The sequence below is a fragment of the Corynebacterium crudilactis genome, assembly GCF_001643015.1.
Taxonomy (GTDB): domain Bacteria; phylum Actinomycetota; class Actinomycetes; order Mycobacteriales; family Mycobacteriaceae; genus Corynebacterium; species Corynebacterium crudilactis.
Map to the genome: position 1 here is coordinate 2665389 of NZ_CP015622.1, position 15177 is coordinate 2680565.

The 15177-nt window shown below is 51.6% G+C and carries 15 protein-coding genes; 10 read left to right on the top strand and 5 right to left on the bottom strand.

Going from position 1 to position 15177, the window contains the following annotated elements:
* The first annotated feature begins 211 nt into the window (after window positions 1–211).
* Genes ccrud_RS12320 through mnhG form a run of 6 tightly spaced genes read left to right on the top strand, consistent with a single transcriptional unit; the run spans window position 212 to window position 6643 of the window.
* The gene (locus tag ccrud_RS12320; protein ID WP_066568251.1) at window positions 212–3277 is read left to right on the top strand and encodes a Na+/H+ antiporter subunit A; all 3066 of its coding nucleotides are present in this window, start codon (window positions 212–214) and stop codon (window positions 3275–3277) included.
* A 3-nt stretch (window positions 3278–3280) separates the two neighbouring features.
* The gene (locus tag ccrud_RS12325; RefSeq protein WP_066568253.1) at window positions 3281–3772 is read left to right on the top strand and encodes a Na(+)/H(+) antiporter subunit C; all 492 of its coding nucleotides are present in this window, start codon (window positions 3281–3283) and stop codon (window positions 3770–3772) included.
* Entirely contained in the window at window positions 3765–5465 is a 1701-nt protein-coding gene (locus tag ccrud_RS12330; protein ID WP_066568255.1) for a Na+/H+ antiporter subunit D, read from the top strand. The genes ccrud_RS12325 and ccrud_RS12330 overlap by 8 nt, the downstream gene beginning before the upstream one ends.
* Complete coding sequence (locus ccrud_RS12335) at window positions 5462–5971, top strand: Na+/H+ antiporter subunit E (RefSeq protein ID WP_066568258.1); 510 nt, start codon at window positions 5462–5464, stop codon at window positions 5969–5971. The genes ccrud_RS12330 and ccrud_RS12335 overlap by 4 nt, the downstream gene beginning before the upstream one ends.
* A gap of 3 nt (window positions 5972–5974) precedes the next feature.
* A complete protein-coding gene (locus ccrud_RS12340; protein ID WP_066568260.1) occupies window positions 5975–6250 on the top strand; it encodes a monovalent cation/H+ antiporter complex subunit F in 276 nt (91 codons plus the stop codon).
* Between the two features lie 3 nt (window positions 6251–6253).
* The gene (mnhG, locus tag ccrud_RS12345) at window positions 6254–6643 is read left to right on the top strand and encodes a monovalent cation/H(+) antiporter subunit G (protein WP_066568269.1); all 390 of its coding nucleotides are present in this window, start codon (window positions 6254–6256) and stop codon (window positions 6641–6643) included.
* A gap of 274 nt (window positions 6644–6917) precedes the next feature.
* Here mnhG and ccrud_RS12350 read toward each other — a convergent pair whose 3' ends face one another.
* The 4 genes from ccrud_RS12350 to ccrud_RS12365 are packed head-to-tail and all read right to left on the bottom strand — an operon-like array spanning window position 6918 to window position 9568.
* Window positions 6918–7517: an alpha/beta fold hydrolase gene (locus ccrud_RS12350; protein ID WP_066568272.1), complete on the bottom strand. Its 600-nt coding sequence runs from the start codon at window positions 7515–7517 to the stop codon at window positions 6918–6920.
* A 6-nt stretch (window positions 7518–7523) separates the two neighbouring features.
* Window positions 7524–8654 carry a glutamate--cysteine ligase gene (locus ccrud_RS12355; RefSeq protein WP_066568278.1) on the bottom strand — a complete coding sequence of 377 codons (1131 nt, stop codon included), beginning with the start codon at window positions 8652–8654 and terminating at the stop codon, window positions 7524–7526.
* A 48-nt stretch (window positions 8655–8702) separates the two neighbouring features.
* Window positions 8703–9350: a LytR C-terminal domain-containing protein gene (locus tag ccrud_RS12360; RefSeq protein ID WP_066568280.1), complete on the bottom strand. Its 648-nt coding sequence runs from the start codon at window positions 9348–9350 to the stop codon at window positions 8703–8705.
* Window positions 9351–9355: 5 nt separating this feature from the next.
* Window positions 9356–9568 (bottom strand): DUF3263 domain-containing protein, encoded by a 213-nt coding sequence (locus ccrud_RS12365; RefSeq protein ID WP_066568283.1) that lies wholly within the window; start codon window positions 9566–9568, stop codon window positions 9356–9358.
* Window positions 9569–9583: 15 nt separating this feature from the next.
* Between ccrud_RS12365 and ccrud_RS12370 the strand changes: the two genes are divergently transcribed.
* The 4 genes from ccrud_RS12370 to ccrud_RS12385 are packed head-to-tail and all read left to right on the top strand — an operon-like array spanning window position 9584 to window position 13489.
* Entirely contained in the window at window positions 9584–10165 is a 582-nt protein-coding gene (locus ccrud_RS12370) for a peptide deformylase (protein WP_066568284.1), read from the top strand.
* The gene (locus tag ccrud_RS12375; RefSeq protein ID WP_066568286.1) at window positions 10155–11162 is read left to right on the top strand and encodes an N-acetylglutamate synthase, CG3035 family; all 1008 of its coding nucleotides are present in this window, start codon (window positions 10155–10157) and stop codon (window positions 11160–11162) included. The genes ccrud_RS12370 and ccrud_RS12375 overlap by 11 nt, the downstream gene beginning before the upstream one ends.
* Before the next feature lie 26 nt (window positions 11163–11188).
* Window positions 11189–11980 carry an exodeoxyribonuclease III gene (locus ccrud_RS12380; RefSeq protein WP_066568294.1) on the top strand — a complete coding sequence of 264 codons (792 nt, stop codon included), beginning with the start codon at window positions 11189–11191 and terminating at the stop codon, window positions 11978–11980.
* A gap of 6 nt (window positions 11981–11986) precedes the next feature.
* On the top strand, window positions 11987–13489 hold the full coding sequence (locus ccrud_RS12385) for a phospholipase D-like domain-containing protein (RefSeq protein WP_066569926.1): 1503 nt from the start codon (window positions 11987–11989) through the stop codon (window positions 13487–13489).
* 284 nt (window positions 13490–13773) lie between these two features.
* Here the strand turns inward: ccrud_RS12385 and ccrud_RS12390 are convergent, their stop codons facing one another.
* Complete coding sequence (locus ccrud_RS12390) at window positions 13774–14970, bottom strand: multidrug effflux MFS transporter (RefSeq protein WP_066568296.1); 1197 nt, start codon at window positions 14968–14970, stop codon at window positions 13774–13776.
* Window positions 14971–15177 lie beyond the last annotated feature (207 nt).

A 15177-nucleotide genomic window follows, 5' to 3' on the forward strand; every position in this document is an offset into this window, starting at 1 on the left:
GATCTCGGTCTAGACCCAGGTAGACTGCCCCTGTATTAGTCGCGCCCTGTGCGACGCCGGCTGAGCTATAAATGTGTTTCTCGGTTGACAGACTAGGTTTCTTTTTAAAAATCGATGTGTGTTGCTAGCTGGGGGTAGCACACACGTTGGCGTTGCTTTTTGGTGTGGCTCCAGAAAAATCCACAATGCGCAAAGGGGAACTGGAGAACACGTGCTCATTCTTTTTCTTGCACTCACTGCAGCTGCAGTAGTAGCCCCCATTTTAATCAGAACCCTAGGCCGTCCAGCATTTGGACTTTTGGCACTTGTACCTGCCACAGGGTTCTTCTGGGTTCTTTGGAACTTTATCCAAGGCACTTTCAAGAATGGAGGTGAACTACTCCTCCACTACGCCTGGATGCCTTCGGCACACCTCAACATCAACTTCCGCATGGACTCCCTCGCCGCACTATTTTCTTTAATTGTCTTGGGCGTCGGCGCGTTAGTCCTGCTTTATTGTTGGGGATACTTTGATTCCAACCCAGGCCGACTAGGTGCTTTTGGCGGCGAATTAGTAGCCTTCGCCATGGCAATGTTTGGCCTGGTCATTTCAGACAACATCCTGCTGATGTACGTCTTCTGGGAAATTACCTCAGTCCTGTCTTTCCTCCTCGTGGGTTATTACGGCGAACGTGCTTCCTCGAGACGTTCTGCAGGTCAAGCACTAATGGTGACCACTTTGGGTGGCTTGGCCATGCTGGTCGGCATCATCTTGGTGGGCACTCAAACTGGAGTGTGGAATTTCTCTGAAATCCCAGCCTATGAAGGATCATGGGCTGATGTCCCTTATATCTCTGCAGCCGCAGCGTTAATTCTGGCGGGCGCTCTTTCCAAGTCGGCCATTGCTCCAACCCACTTCTGGCTCCCTGGCGCCATGGCTGCTCCTACTCCGGTATCCGCCTATCTACACTCTGCTGCCATGGTGAAGGCCGGCATTTACCTTGTCGCTCGCCTGTCCCCGGACCTCAATGTGGTGGGTTCTTGGTATCTCATCATCATCCCGCTCGGCATGTTGACCATGATCATGGGCGGCTGGATGGCGCTGCGCCAAAAGGATCTCAAGCTAATTCTTGCCTATGGCACGGTCTCTCAACTGGGCTTTATTATCTCTGTTGTCGGTATCGGCACCCGAGAAGCACTGCTTGCTGGTCTGGCGCTCACAGTTGCACACTCGTTGTTTAAGGCCACATTGTTTATGACAGTGGGCGCAATTGACCACACCACGGGAACTCGCGATATCCGAAAATTATCTGGGCTCTGGCGCAAACAGCCTATTTTGTTTGTTGTTGCAGCTGTTTCGGCAGCGTCCATGGCAGGTATTCCACCGCTATTCGGCTTTATCGCCAAAGAAACCGCGCTGGATGCAGTGTTAAATGAGCAGATGCTACAGGGCATGCCTGGTCAATTGATGCTGGTGGGAATCGTCTTGGGGTCAATTTTCACCATGGCATATTCGTGCTATTTCCTCTACGAAGCCTTTGCCACAAAGCACTCTAAGTTCCCAGAAAGCCATGGTGTCTCACCAGCTGTAGCTTCCATGCATCCTGTGAAGTTCAAGCTCTGGATAACACCGGTCATCCTGGCGTGTTTAACAGTGTTCTTTGGTTTGTTCCCGAAGCCAGTATCGGAAGCAATTGTCACGCATCTAGATAATGTGACTCCGTCCGAGGAAGGTACACCCACCTATCTTGCGTTGTGGCATGGCGTGAACCTGCCATTGCTGCTCTCATTTGTGATCATTGTTTCCGGATTCCTTATTTTCCTCAAGCGGGACACTGTTGAGCGTTTGCGCCCCAATACGGCAGCCTTTGGCAGTGCAGATACGGCCTATGACGCAATTCTGGATGCGCTTCGTGTGCTATCACTTCGTTTAACTGCATCTACGCAGCGCGGTTCTCTCACCCTGAACGTCGGTGTGATTTTCTTGGTGCTCACCGTAGTTCCACTGATTGCTTTGGTTTCTGGTGAACGCAGCGCTATTCGCATGGAGCTGTGGGATTCCCCTGTCCAAGGATTCATTGCAGCGATCATCATCATTGTTGCGATCGTGGCAACCACGATGGATAACCGTTTGTCAGCGCTGATTTTAGTAGGCGTAACTGGCTATGGCATTGCCGTTATTTTCGCACTCCACGGTGCTCCAGATCTAGCACTGACTCAGGTCTTGGTGGAAACCATCATCATGGTGGTCTTCATGCTGGTACTGCGTAAAATGCCAACTGAGGTGTCGTGGAAGGCAGAACCTAAGCAGTCTCGTGTCCGCGCCTGGCTTGCGGCGGCAACTGGTTTGTCCGTAGTTGTTGTCACAACCTTCGCCATGAATGCCCGCAACACCCAACCAATTTCCGTGTACATGCAGGATCTCGCATATGAAATCGGACATGGTGCCAACACCGTCAATGTGTTGCTGGTGGATCTGCGTGGTTTTGATACCTTCGGTGAAATCTCAGTATTGGTCATCGCTGCTACAGGTATCGCTTCCCTGGTGTACCGAAACCGTAGCTTCCGTAAGGACTCCCGCAGGCCAACTTTGGCTACAACTGGTCGCCGTTGGTTGGCTGCTGCAGTTGATACCGAAAGGGCACAGAACCGTTCCCTGATGGTCGATGTAGCAACTCGTATCCTCTTCCCAGCGATGATGATGCTGTCCGTGTATTTCTTCTTCGTCGGGCACAATGCTCCTGGTGGTGGATTCGCAGGCGGACTTGTTGCGTCTCTGGCATTCTCCCTGCGTTACCTAGCTGGCGGCCGCGAAGAACTTGAAGAAGCATTGCCTGTTGATTCAGGCCGTATTTTGGGCACAGGTTTATTTGTTTCCGCAGTAGCAGTGTTATGGCCAATGGTGCTTCTTGGTGAGCCACCTTTAACATCCCATATTTGGGATATCACCTTGCCGTTGGTCGGAGAGATGCACATTGCTTCAGCATTGATCTTTGACCTGGGCGTCTACCTCATTGTCATCGGCTTGACCATGCATATCTTGAACAGTTTGGGTGGCCAGCTTGACCGCGATGAAGAGATGCGTAAGCAGCGTGCTCGCGATCGAGCGCGTCGCTTGGCACGCAATCAGCGTCGAGAAGCCTCAGTTGTCGGCGCTCGCCGGTCTAGTGAAAAGGGCGCATCGGCGCGGCCGATGCCTTCGATTCGGCTGCCCGGAGCAGACACCGATCCGGTGGCTGAAAACGGTGGCAACCAGACGTCGATAAGCACAAAGCGTTTCAAGCAGGAAGGAAAGTAGATCATGGTAGCTAATCTGTTTCTGCTTCTAGCTTCTGGAACTCTCATCGCAGCGGGTGTGTATCTGCTGCTCGATCGCGCCATGACCAAGATGATCATGGGCTTGATGCTGATCGGCAACGGTGCCAATCTTCTTATTTTGGTAGCGGGTGGCTCTGCAGGCTCACCGCCGATTAAAGGACGTGAAAGTGAAATCTACGGCGATAAAGTCGCAGACCCACTTGCACAAGCCATGATTTTGACAGCCATTGTGATTTCTTTGGCACTGACTGCTTTTATGCTGTCGCTTGCTTATCGCCAGTACCGCTACCGCACCGAGGACTTTATTGAAGATGACACCGAGGACGTTGCAATTACAGTTCGCCCTTCCTTCGCATCAGCGGCCCCAGACCACGATGCCTCCGATGACCCCTCAACTGGTCGCATGACCTCTGACGGCGATGATTTCGGACCCGAGTCCTTCGAGGCACCGCTAAAGGGAGATAAGGATGACTAGTTTGTATGAAGCTCTTGTTCCGCTGATCCCTTATATGGTTCCGCTGCCGGTCATTTTGCCTGCGGTAGCTGCGGCTCTTGCCTTGATTCTGTCTAAATATCTCAGCGCACAACGCATCATCACCATGGCGGTGCTGTTGTTCCTGATTGGACTCAACGCCACAATGTTGTATTTGGTGGACCGCGAAGGCATTCAAACTTTGCAAATGGGTGGCTGGGATGCCCCCATTGGCATCACGCTGGTAGCTGATCGCCTTTCTGTATCCATGCTGACAGTGAGCTCCATCGTGCTGTTTTCTGTCATGTGGTACGCCATTAGTCAGGGTATTAGGGATGGCGGCAAAGATGAACCAGTAGCGGTATTCCTGCCTACTTACCTGCTGCTTTCCATGGGTGTGAACCTGGCGTTTCTCGCAGGTGACCTGTTCAACCTCTACGTTGGTTTCGAAGTGCTGCTGGTCGCATCCTATGTGCTGCTGACCTTGGGTGCTTCACCTGCCCGAGTACGTTCAGGCGTGGGTTATGTGATGGTATCCATGGCCTCATCCATGGTCTTTCTCTTTGGCCTCGCCATGGTTTATGCCTCTGTGGGCACACTAAATATGGCACACATTGGTCTGCGCATGGAAGAAATTCCCTCCGGTACACGCTCCGCCATTTTCGCTGTTCTACTAGTTGCATTCGGTATTAAAGCCGCGGTGTTCCCACTGGATTCTTGGCTGCCGGACTCCTACCCCACCGCACCATCACTGGTCACCGCAGTGTTCGCAGGTCTATTGACCAAGGTGGGCGTGTATTCCATCATCCGTACCCGCTCAGTCATTTTCACTGATGGCTCTCTAGATACCATGCTCATGTGGGTTGCGCTGGCCACGATGCTGATTGGCATTTTAGGTGCAATGGCGCAGAACGATATCAAACGTTTATTGTCATTCACACTTGTCAGCCACATTGGTTACATGATTTTCGGTGTGGCTTTAGGATCTGCGCAAGGACTCTCCGGCGCGATTTTCTACGCCATCCACCACATTCTGGTGCAGACCTCCTTGTTCCTCGTCGTGGGACTCGTGGAACGACAAGCTGGATCCTCATCGTTGCGCCGCTTGGGATCACTCGCCTATATCTCCCCATTGCTGGCAATTTTGTATTTCATCCCAGCAATCAATCTCGGTGGCATCCCGCCCTTCTCTGGTTTCCTGGGAAAAATTATGCTCATTCAAGCCGGAGCTGAAGACGGCAGTTGGATGGCTTGGATACTTATCGCCGGTGCAGTAGTTACTTCCCTGCTCACGCTGTACACCATGGTGCTGGTCTGGTCGAAGGCATTTTGGCGCGATCGCAAAGACGCACCCGACGGAGCTACCGTCCTAGCAAGGCCCGCTCCATTGGTAGATATTCAAGATGAAGTTGCTGCCAAAGACCGCGATGACGTTGGACGCATGCCTTTGGGTATGGTTCTTTCCACTACCCTCCTGGTCTCAGCTTCCCTCGCAGTTTCCTTATTGGCCGGACCGCTCTCTTCAGTCACAGGACGCGCAGCAGAATCCGTCCAAGATGTAAATATCTACCGCACAGCCGTGCTTGGCCCCAACTACGATGCACCTTCTCGCACACTAGAGATGGAACGCTACGACGCCAACCGCGATGATATAAACCACCGCATTGATACCAACGGATTGGAGGATCCATCATGATGAATGGTTTCAAGCGTCGATTTCGTCCCCTCTTCATCCTTGCTCTCACCTTGATGTGGGTGATGCTGATGGCAGAATTTACCTGGGCTAACTTCATTGGCGGTTTCCTTGTCGCATCAGCAATCGTGTTATTTCTTCCACTGCCGTCCATGCCAATTGAAAATATTTCCATCAGATGGGGATCTTTCATTCTCCTCATCTTGAATTGGTTTAAAGATCTCGCTGTTGCCTCAGTCAAAGTAGCCTGGCTTGCACTTCGCCCCGCCGATCCACCTCACACTGCAATTTTGCAAGTACCCATGCGTGTCCAAAATGATCTTGTTTTGTCATTTGCTACGGTGCTCTACAATTTGCAGCCAGGTGGCACAGTCACAGATATCGATATCGCCAACCGCATGTGGACCATTCACGTTCTAGACGCCGATGATGACGAAGATATCCAACGAGAAATCCAAAACGTTGCAGATCTAGAAAGCAACCTGATCCACACCTTTGAAAGGAGCTAAGCAGTGGATTCCACCCTTTACACAGCAGGCCTCACTGTCGCAGCTGCCTTTTTCATGCTGTCGTTCATTCTCACCATCTACCGCATTGTAGTGGGCCCCAACTCCATTGACCGCCTTCTTGGCCTCGATGGCACTGTATCCATGATTCAATGCTCCATGGCTGCCTATATTTGCTGGACTTTGGACACCACGGTATCCAACTTCATGATGGTCATCGCACTATTAGGATTTATCAGTTCCGTCTCAGTTGCCAGGTTCCGCAAGAGGGATGGTGCATAAAACATGAATATTCAATTGATCACCGACATTGTGTCTTTAGTGTTGATTCTCAGCGGTGCATTCTTGTCATTTTCCGCATCAGTTGGCTTGATCCGTTTCAAAGACACCATGTCCCGTGTCCATGCGATGACCAAACCTCAAACCACTGGTCTCATCCTCACCGTCGTGGGTGCCATAATCCGTATTTTGGGACATGAAGGTTTCGATCAATCGCAACGCAGTGACCTTGGTGTTTTAGTACTGCTTATTCTATTTGCCCTGATCACTAGCCCGGTCACTGCTCAACGTGTAGGCCGTGTCTCTCGACGTGAAGGTCTCTACGGCGACAAATCCGATATGTCTGACAACCAAGCTCCAGCAGATATGAAACCGAAAAGCCCTAAACAGTCTTAGGCCTCTTTAGTTATGCAGTTGGGCCGGGCTCAGCTCACCTCCGCGCCGCTGAAAATTTCCTTGCCTGGCTGCTTTTGATCGATATGACAGCTAAGTTTCCTTGGGCCAGACACACGTGACAAAAATTTGCTGAACTCTTAAATTTTGGCATCTGTGGCTGGTTCCCCCTCGCTGCCAGGGGCTTGTGAACCAAGAGCGATATGTACCTAACCTGAAAAAGTGGCTACAGCGATCAACCTCTGGTGACTAACGCTAAGCCCAAGGCCAAAATCAATTAATCAGCTAAAAACTTCGTGATCGCAGCACCGGTTTGGCGTCCATGAGTGGTAAAAGTCAGCCAATCCGCACCGTTAATTGTGGTGGACTGTACGTCTGGAAGTTGTTGTTCTAGATCATTGCCCAGTGCCGACCTCTTCGAAGAACCCTTAATGATTAACGTGGGCACGGTGATATCTGAGAACTGTGGAGGTTCCGCAGTTCGGGCGTCTTCTACTTGTTTCAGGAGTTCTTTTTTATTCCTTTTTCGAAACAAGAATCCTGGCATGATATTCAATGCGGCACTCATGCTTTTCAGCTGTTTGTCATCAAAGCTGACCAGGGGTGAATCTAGTACGAGACGTTCGACGCGCCGTGGCTGATTACGCGCAATCTGTAGAGCCACTCCAGCGCCTGTTCCAGCGCCAACGAGGATGACCCGACGGATTTCTTCCCGGTCAAGTATTGATTCCACAGCTTGCACACCATCTGCCACGGACCCGCTCCACGGCACGATGCGTGGTTTTATTCCTGGAGGAAGCTCGTTGACTACATCGGTAAAAGCATCCGGCATTTGCCCTGATTCAGGAATGAAAATGATGTGTTTGACTTCGATCATGTAGTTCTAATCCAATGCCTTGAGTTCATCGAGTTCAGTGCAAGCTAGGTCTACTGCATCTTTCCAGCTGCCGGTTTCTTGGAAGATTCTGCGTTGTCGCTCATATCCGCCACCGCGCTCAAGGATCTCTAGCACCAATTCCAACTCACGTACGCAACCAAGCTCACTGGCTAGAGGCTTAAGCTGAGCGACTAACTGTCGGAGTTCATCTTGCACCATGGCTTCATCGGTATCGCGAGAAATAATGATTTCAGCATCTAGCCCATAACGAGCCGCACGCCATTTATTTTCCGCCACATGCCATTGCTGCAGGGTAGGAAGTGTCTCGCCGGCGTCAATCATGCGGTCATAATGCACAACCAAGCAGTGCGTTAGTGCCACGAGAGCTGAAAGTTCCCGCAGGTTGGAGGTGGAATCAGCCACGCGAACTTCGATGGTTCCCCATTTGGAGGCAGGGCGGATATCAAAGTGCATGGAACCGGTGTGGTTGATGACACCGGACTTCTCTTGATCAGCCATGTAACTGCACCATTCATCCCAGCTTTGGAATTGGTACGGTAAGCCAGCTGTGGGCAGCTGTTGATAAAGCATGGTGCGGTTGGAAGCGTAACCAGTGTCTAATCCATCCCATGCTGGTGAGCTCGCAGAAAGAGCAAGCAGATGAGGATAATTAGTGAGCAACGCATTGATAATTGGCCAGACTCGGTCCTCATGGCTGATGCCTACGTGAACGTGAATGCCCCAGATAAGCATCTGATTTCCCCAGTATTGGGTACGCGCAATGATCTCATCGTAGGAGCCTTTTTCCGACACTGGGTTTTCCCGGAAATCAGAAAACGGATGAGAACCTGAAGTCCAGAGGCGAAGGCCTAGTTCATCTGCTGCTTCTTTCAGCGCAGCGAGATCATGAGAGAGCTCTGATACAGCTTGTGGCACGCTATCGCACACACCGGTGACTAGTTCCACGGTATTTTGCAGGAATTCTCTTTCGAGGTGCACGTCAGGGTGGTTGTTGGCCACGATTTCGAGTACTTCTGCAGCGCGTGGCGCGAGGTCCCGAGTCTCTGGATCAACAAGTGCTATTTCCCACTCAACGCCCAGGGTAGGTCGCGGTGAACGCTTAAACTCAATGCCCATGGCGTGAGCCTCCTTCAACAGCTAAATCAGATACGAACTAAAAATGTTTTAAAGTGCCACATCTTGGACGAGAACCAAAACGATAGCGTCCTTGCCTGCAGTTTCAGAAGGTAGTACAGCACTGCGTTCCTTGGCCACACCACCGACGCGGTCTGCTAATTCACGTGCAGATTTTTCAGCTGCAGGATTTCCCGGAGTGAAGTAAACGGTGTTTTGCGGAATGACAGCGTCCGGAAGGTTGCCGGATTCTACCTTTTCGTAATCGCCGCTCAGATCGTCTGCAACACGTGCTGCAAGCTGGGAAACAGTGGAGTTGTTGAGCACATACAAAGTGCTCACTGGAACGGAATTATCCCGTGGAGCAGGCGCAGCTGGGGCATCTTGCCCTGCTGGCTTTTCTGCATCTGCAGCAGGCTCCTCATGAGCATCTGCTGGCGCTGGTGCTGGTGTGTCTGCGGCTTCAGAGCCTGCAACATCAGCGGAGAGGGTGCCGGGGTTAGTTTCTGTGGCTTGAGTGCTCGCTGTAGTAGATACGGAATCATCGTTCTTTCCCTGCATTGACCACAAAGCCCAGGCTGCCAACAACACAGCCACAGCGATCAAAATCATGGCTAAACCGCGCATGGGCAAACCGCCCTGTTTGCCATCTTGGGGAGCGTTTGAGTGCTGTGGAGAATTCTGCATGTCCGAAGTCATGGAGCTTAGTCTATCTTTCCCGCGCGACGCCGTAACCTGGACACCAAAGTTGGATTCACTTTCATCGCTTCGGGGGTATCGATGATTACGTTCAGCCGCTGGTAATAACGCACCGGTGAGATACCAAAAGTGGCACGAATGGCCTCCTCTTTAGCCCCAATCGAGTGGGGTGCATGGGCCTCAAACTGGAGGAGGGTTAAATCATCTGCGGAAAGCATGCATAGAATGTTGCCATGACTGTCCGAGCAATTGTTATTCATGGAGACCCTGTTCTTCATAACCCCACCCAACCTATCACCGAGGATGTCTCTGAACTGCAAGAACTCATTGCAGATATGTACGAGACCATGGATGTAGCCAATGGTGTGGGCCTTGCAGCCAACCAAATCGGTGTGTCCAAGCGTATTTTCGTCTACGACTGCCCAGATGATGAGGGAAATATGCACAAGGGTTGTTTCATCAACCCAGTGCTAGAGACCTCTGAGATCCCAGAGACTATGCCTTCTGATGATGGTTCTGAAGAGGAAGGCTGCCTTTCTGTTCCTGGTGAGGGCTTTCCTACTGGCCGTGCACACTGGGCCAAGGTCACGGGCTTAAATGAAAAGGGCGAAGAAGTCACAGTTGAGGCCGAAGGTTTCTTGGCTCGTTGTTTCCAGCACGAGGTGGGACACCTTGATGGATTCTTGTACACCGATGTGTTGATTGGTCGGTGGAAGCGCATGGCGAAGAAGACCATTAAGGCTAATGGTTGGACTGAGGCTGGTCTGACCTGGATGCCTGGTGAAGACGAAGATCCTTTCGGGCATGACGCCTAGTCTCCCCCGCTTCCGCAGCCATAACCCCGTGATTGGCGATCGTGTTGTTGCACGTCGCCGGATTCCTGGCGCAAATGTGCACTGGACAGATGTCATTGGCCATGTGATTGGGGTGGATCCGTTGGTTATTCGCCCACAAAGTATTGGTGGGATGCCATCGGATGCGGAAGAAATTATGATTCCGGATGAGCAGCTGGAAGTAATCAAGATTTTATCGCCGCGCACCATCAGGAATTCTGATATTCGTGCGGTTGAGGTTGCCACGGCGAAGGCATTTCCGGGGCTGGTGAATGAATGGCACGATGGCTGGCTGTTGCGAGCTGGCGATGGCATTGCTGAGCGTTCTAATTCTGCATCACCATTGGGTCCTGGTGTCGGCTTCGAGGCCGTACCGATGGAGGCTATCACGCAGTTTTATGCCACCCATGATCTGCCAATAAAACTGCACATTCCAGAACGCATTGGTCGGCCTGCCCAAAAATTGGTGGATGCGGCACCTCGCCGGTGGGCGTTAGGTCCTGAAATTTTGGTCATGACGAAATCTTTGGAGCTGCAAAAAGCTCACGAGATGCCACAAGGACTGGCTTTTAGCGTCGATAAGCAGCCGGACCGCGAGTGGCTGGACATGTACCATTTCCGCGGACAAGCACTCCCCGAGCACGCCCTCGAGCTTTTGCGCACGCAAATCGATGGACACATGGGCTTTGGCCGCCTGACCACCCCGGGTGGGCAGACCGTGGCAATCACACGCGCCACCATCACGGCGGCGGAAGAGCGCACATTTTTAGGCTATTCCGCAGTCGAGGTTGCTCCTGCTTATCGACGCCAGGGGCTAGGCACCGCGCTCGGCTCACTGATTCAAGGCTGGGGCGCCGAACAAGGCGCAAAGGAAGCGTATCTGCAGGTTGTTGCCCATAATAAAGCAGGAATTGGCCTCTACCAAAAACTTGGTTTCAGCGAACACCACCGACACCGTTATGCCGAGCAGAAATTCTAGATTTTAAAACCGCTAGTGTATAAGTCATGCGCATCGTTAATTGGAACGTCAACTCAGCTCGCACCCGTGTAGACCGCATGGTCGAGTTTTTACAACGCCATGATGTTGATGTTCTAGCGGTGCAAGAAACCAAATGTAGAGACGAACAGTTTCCCCTTGAACGCTTCACCGAAATTGGTTATGAAGTAGCCCATTTTGGTCTCAACCAGTGGAACGGTGTGGCGATCATTTCGCGGGTCGGCATTGAAAACGTAGAAACCCATTTCCCTGCTCAACCTGGTTTCCACAAAGACATCACCAAAGAACAAGCCATCGAAGCCCGTGCTATCGGCGCTCGTTGTGGCGGTGTCCAAGTGTGGAGCCTGTATGTCCCCAACGGCCGTGAAATCGCCGATCCCCACTATGACTATAAACTGCGCTGGCTTTTCGCGTTGCGCAATTACGTCCTGGATACGCTGGAATACCGTCCTGAGGAAAAGCTCCTACTCTTAGGTGATTTCAATATCGCTCCCACCGATATCGACGTTTGGGATATCGCTGCGTTCGAAGGTAAAACCCACATCACCGAACCTGAGCGCGCTGCTTTTGATAGCTTAATCGAAGCAGGCCTTCAAGAAACCACCCCTGGCCCGGGAACCTTTACTTATTGGGATTACAAGGGTGCGCGTTTCCTCAAAGGTGACGGCATGCGCATCGATTTCCAATTGGCGTCCCCTGCTTTGGCAGCAACTGCAGAGAAAACCTTTGTGGATGTAGAAGAGCGTAGTGGCACTGGAGCTTCAGATCACGCTCCAGTTATTGTCGATTACGCGGTATAAATGCCCATGACCTTTGTGATCAATCTGGAATCATGGCAAACAGTTGGCTTAATCATTGATTATTCTATCAAGCTGATTGCCATTGGCTATGTGCCAGAAGGTCGCCGCCCAAGCTCTTCCACAGCATGGCTGCTCGCGATTTTGTTGCTTCCCTATGTCGGTTTGCCGCTGTTCTTGCTCATGGGTTCGCCCTATATCAACAAACGACGCCACCGCATCCAACAAGAAATCAACGATCTCATCGAAAACGTCCACGACGATGTTCCCGATGCACCTTCCGGTATGGATGTCACCCCTGAGGTGGAATCACTGATTAAACTCAACCGCCGACTTACCCGTATGCCTGCTGTGACTGGCGTAAACCACGGTTTCCATTCAGATTATCGCCAATCGCTCAAACGCATGACCGCAGCGATTGATGAAGCGCAAGAGTACATCTACGTGGAGATCTACATCATGGCCTGGGATGAATACACGCAACCATTTTTCGCAGCCCTAGAACGCGCACACCAACGAGGCGTCAAAGTCCACTTACTCTTCGATCATGTGGGCAGCTGGAAATATCCCGGCTACCGCACCTTGAAAAAAGAACTCAACCGCATGGGATTCGCCTGGTACCTCATGCTGCCTCTCCAGCCATGGCGCCGCCGCTTTCGCCGACCAGACCTGCGTAATCACCGAAAAATGCTCATCATTGATGGACGTCTTGGATTTATGGGATCCCAAAACCTCATTGCCCCAAGCTACCTACAGAAGAAAAACATCAAGCTTGGCCGCGAATGGCACGACCTCATGGTGGAAATGTCCGGCCCCATTGTCTCCTCCATGGAAATGATCTTCGCAGGCGATTGGTACGTCGAATCCAACGAAGCTCTTGATATCCGCGATCACGCCGAAGCCCACGGCTATATCGGCAACACGCCCATGAACTCCCAAACCAACTTGGTACAGCTCATCCCTTCCGGCCCCGGCTACACCACCGAACCAAACCTACGCATGTTTAACTCCATCGTGCACCATGCCAAAGATCGACTAGTACTGTGCAGCCCCTACTTTATCCCCGAAGAATCCCTCTTAGAAGCCGTCACCTCAGCCTGCTACCGCGGCGTCAAGGTAGAATTGCTGGTCTCAGAACAAGCAGATCAATTCGCCATCGATCATGCCCAATCCTCCTACTACCAAGCGCTGTTGGAAGCCGGAGTGAAAATCTACCAGTTCCCCAAACCGCACGTGCTCCACACCAAGTATGTGCTCGCCGACCCCGATGACACCACCGGCAATGAACCACTCGGCGTCGTAGGTTCCTCCAACCTGGACATCCGCAGCTTCGGTTTGAACTACGAGATCTCCATGATGATCGCCAAAGGCAATCTCATCCAAGAATTAAACACACTCACGGATTCCTACAGAGAACAAAGCATCAGACTCACACTGGACTCCTGGAATCAGCGCAGTTGGCGACGCCGTTACGTAGACAATGTTATGCGACTGACCTCCGCGTTGCAGTAGGTCTTTGGGTTTGTTGGAGGCTTTCGGCTTCGGTGATTTGGCTGGTGCTTGGCTGGCGCCTAGGACGGTTCGACGTCACCACTGCAGCTAGATGCAAATATTCGTTCGATTTAGGTTTTCCCGGAGCTTGCGGCGGATCCTTGCACCAGAATCCAACAGGATTCACAACAGTCCCACCTGCACCAAAACCCACCCCTTCCAGAATGCTGGCTAAGGGATCCAAAGCCATACCCCTATACAAATAGGTATCCAGCAAACTTAAGTCCCTAAAAGACCACCTGGAACTAGCCCATTTCTGGCATGCCTTTTCTGCCCGCAAGAAACGCACAGCCGCTAGCAAGCAATGCGCAACACACCATCGAAACTGCCATGGTCACGGCTTTGTCAGCACCCAGCCCCATCAATGGACTAACCAGCGCACCCATACTAAATTGCATAAACCCAAGAATCGCAGAACCCGATCCAGCCCGACTCCGCACCACGCCCACTCCCAGTGCCGTTGCATTCGCCATGATCATCGGGATATGCGAAACAATAAGAAATAGCAGCGCCAAAAACAGTGGAGACCACTGGATAAATAGCACTTCCACCAGCAAAATCACGCAAAGCACAGTGAAACTGATCAGCACTGTTTGCATAATGCGGTGCGGATGTAACCTCAGCAATAAGCGACGGTTAATCATGCCACCAATAATGAGACCGCACGCGTTGACGCCAAAAATCACGGAGTATGCCAGCACGGAAATCCCCATTTGATTCTGAAGTACAAACGGCGAGGCGGAAATATAGGAAAACATAGCGCCAAATGCCAAACTTAGCGTGAAAACATACGCCAAGAACTGTGGATTGCTCAGCACAAAGCGATAGTTAGAAAGCATCCCTTTCAGTCCAGCTACTGTCCGCTCTTCAACTGGCTTTGATTCCTTAACCAGAAGGAGAGCAACCAACAGCTGTGCGAGATTTACCAAGGCTAGGGCCCAAAAGATCCCCCGCCACCCAAATGGACCAACCAGCACCCCGCCGATTAGTGGAGCCACCACGGGAGCTACGCCCTGAATAATCATCAATAATGCGAATGCTTGCGCAGCAACTTGCCCACGGGCAAGATCAGGCACAATGGCTCGCGCGATCACCACACATGCGCCACCGCCCAAACCTTGCACCAAGCGCGCCAACACTAAAATGCTTATCGACGGCGCCATCGCACACACCACGCTAGCTAGGAGCGCGGCCACTGCACCGGCCACCAAAAAACCTTTACGCCCCAGTTGATCTGACAGTGGCCCAATGATGAGTTGTCCCACGGCCATGCCCGCCATAAATGAGGAGAGGGTCAACTGCACGGATGCAGCTGTGGTGCCTAAATCTTGGGAAATTCCGGGCAGTGCCGGTAAATACATATCCGTTGCCAGTGCAGAGCTTGCAGATAACAGCGCCAAGCCCATGATTAGGGTAGTGCTCAACTGTTGGTTTTTCTGCATCGATGCCTCACGTACTTATTTCAGAGATTTGGGGGTGGTTTTCCACAGGCAATTTTGTAACTAGCACCATTTAACGAAGAAGATAGCACCAATACCTAAAAGGATTAACTCTATCGGATTCAAACCAAACATATGAACAAAACAATGAATTTGTTATTGGTTTGTTCACTCCGATTCAATGTACGATCGAATCGAAGTGCTTAAGGC

Bases quoted from the DNA above. Each gene is read 5' to 3' on its own strand.
- ccrud_RS12390 (WP_066568296.1), bottom strand. From the start codon at position 14,970: ATGCAGAAAAACCAACAGTTGAGCACTACCCTAATCATGGGCTTGGCG.
- ccrud_RS12375 (WP_066568286.1), top strand. From the start codon at position 10,155: ATGACGCCTAGTCTCCCCCGCTTCCGCAGCCATAACCCCGTGATTGGC.
- ccrud_RS12365 (WP_066568283.1), bottom strand. From the start codon at position 9,568: ATGCTTTCCGCAGATGATTTAACCCTCCTCCAGTTTGAGGCCCATGCA.
- ccrud_RS12330 (WP_066568255.1), top strand. From the start codon at position 3,765: ATGACTAGTTTGTATGAAGCTCTTGTTCCGCTGATCCCTTATATGGTT.
- ccrud_RS12325 (WP_066568253.1), top strand. From the start codon at position 3,281: ATGGTAGCTAATCTGTTTCTGCTTCTAGCTTCTGGAACTCTCATCGCA.
- ccrud_RS12370 (WP_066568284.1), top strand. From the start codon at position 9,584: ATGACTGTCCGAGCAATTGTTATTCATGGAGACCCTGTTCTTCATAAC.
- ccrud_RS12360 (WP_066568280.1), bottom strand. From the start codon at position 9,350: ATGACTTCGGACATGCAGAATTCTCCACAGCACTCAAACGCTCCCCAA.
- mnhG (WP_066568269.1), top strand. From the start codon at position 6,254: ATGAATATTCAATTGATCACCGACATTGTGTCTTTAGTGTTGATTCTC.
- ccrud_RS12385 (WP_066569926.1), top strand. From the start codon at position 11,987: ATGACCTTTGTGATCAATCTGGAATCATGGCAAACAGTTGGCTTAATC.
- ccrud_RS12380 (WP_066568294.1), top strand. From the start codon at position 11,189: ATGCGCATCGTTAATTGGAACGTCAACTCAGCTCGCACCCGTGTAGAC.
- ccrud_RS12335 (WP_066568258.1), top strand. From the start codon at position 5,462: ATGATGAATGGTTTCAAGCGTCGATTTCGTCCCCTCTTCATCCTTGCT.
- ccrud_RS12355 (WP_066568278.1), bottom strand. From the start codon at position 8,654: ATGGGCATTGAGTTTAAGCGTTCACCGCGACCTACCCTGGGCGTTGAG.
- ccrud_RS12350 (WP_066568272.1), bottom strand. From the start codon at position 7,517: ATGATCGAAGTCAAACACATCATTTTCATTCCTGAATCAGGGCAAATG.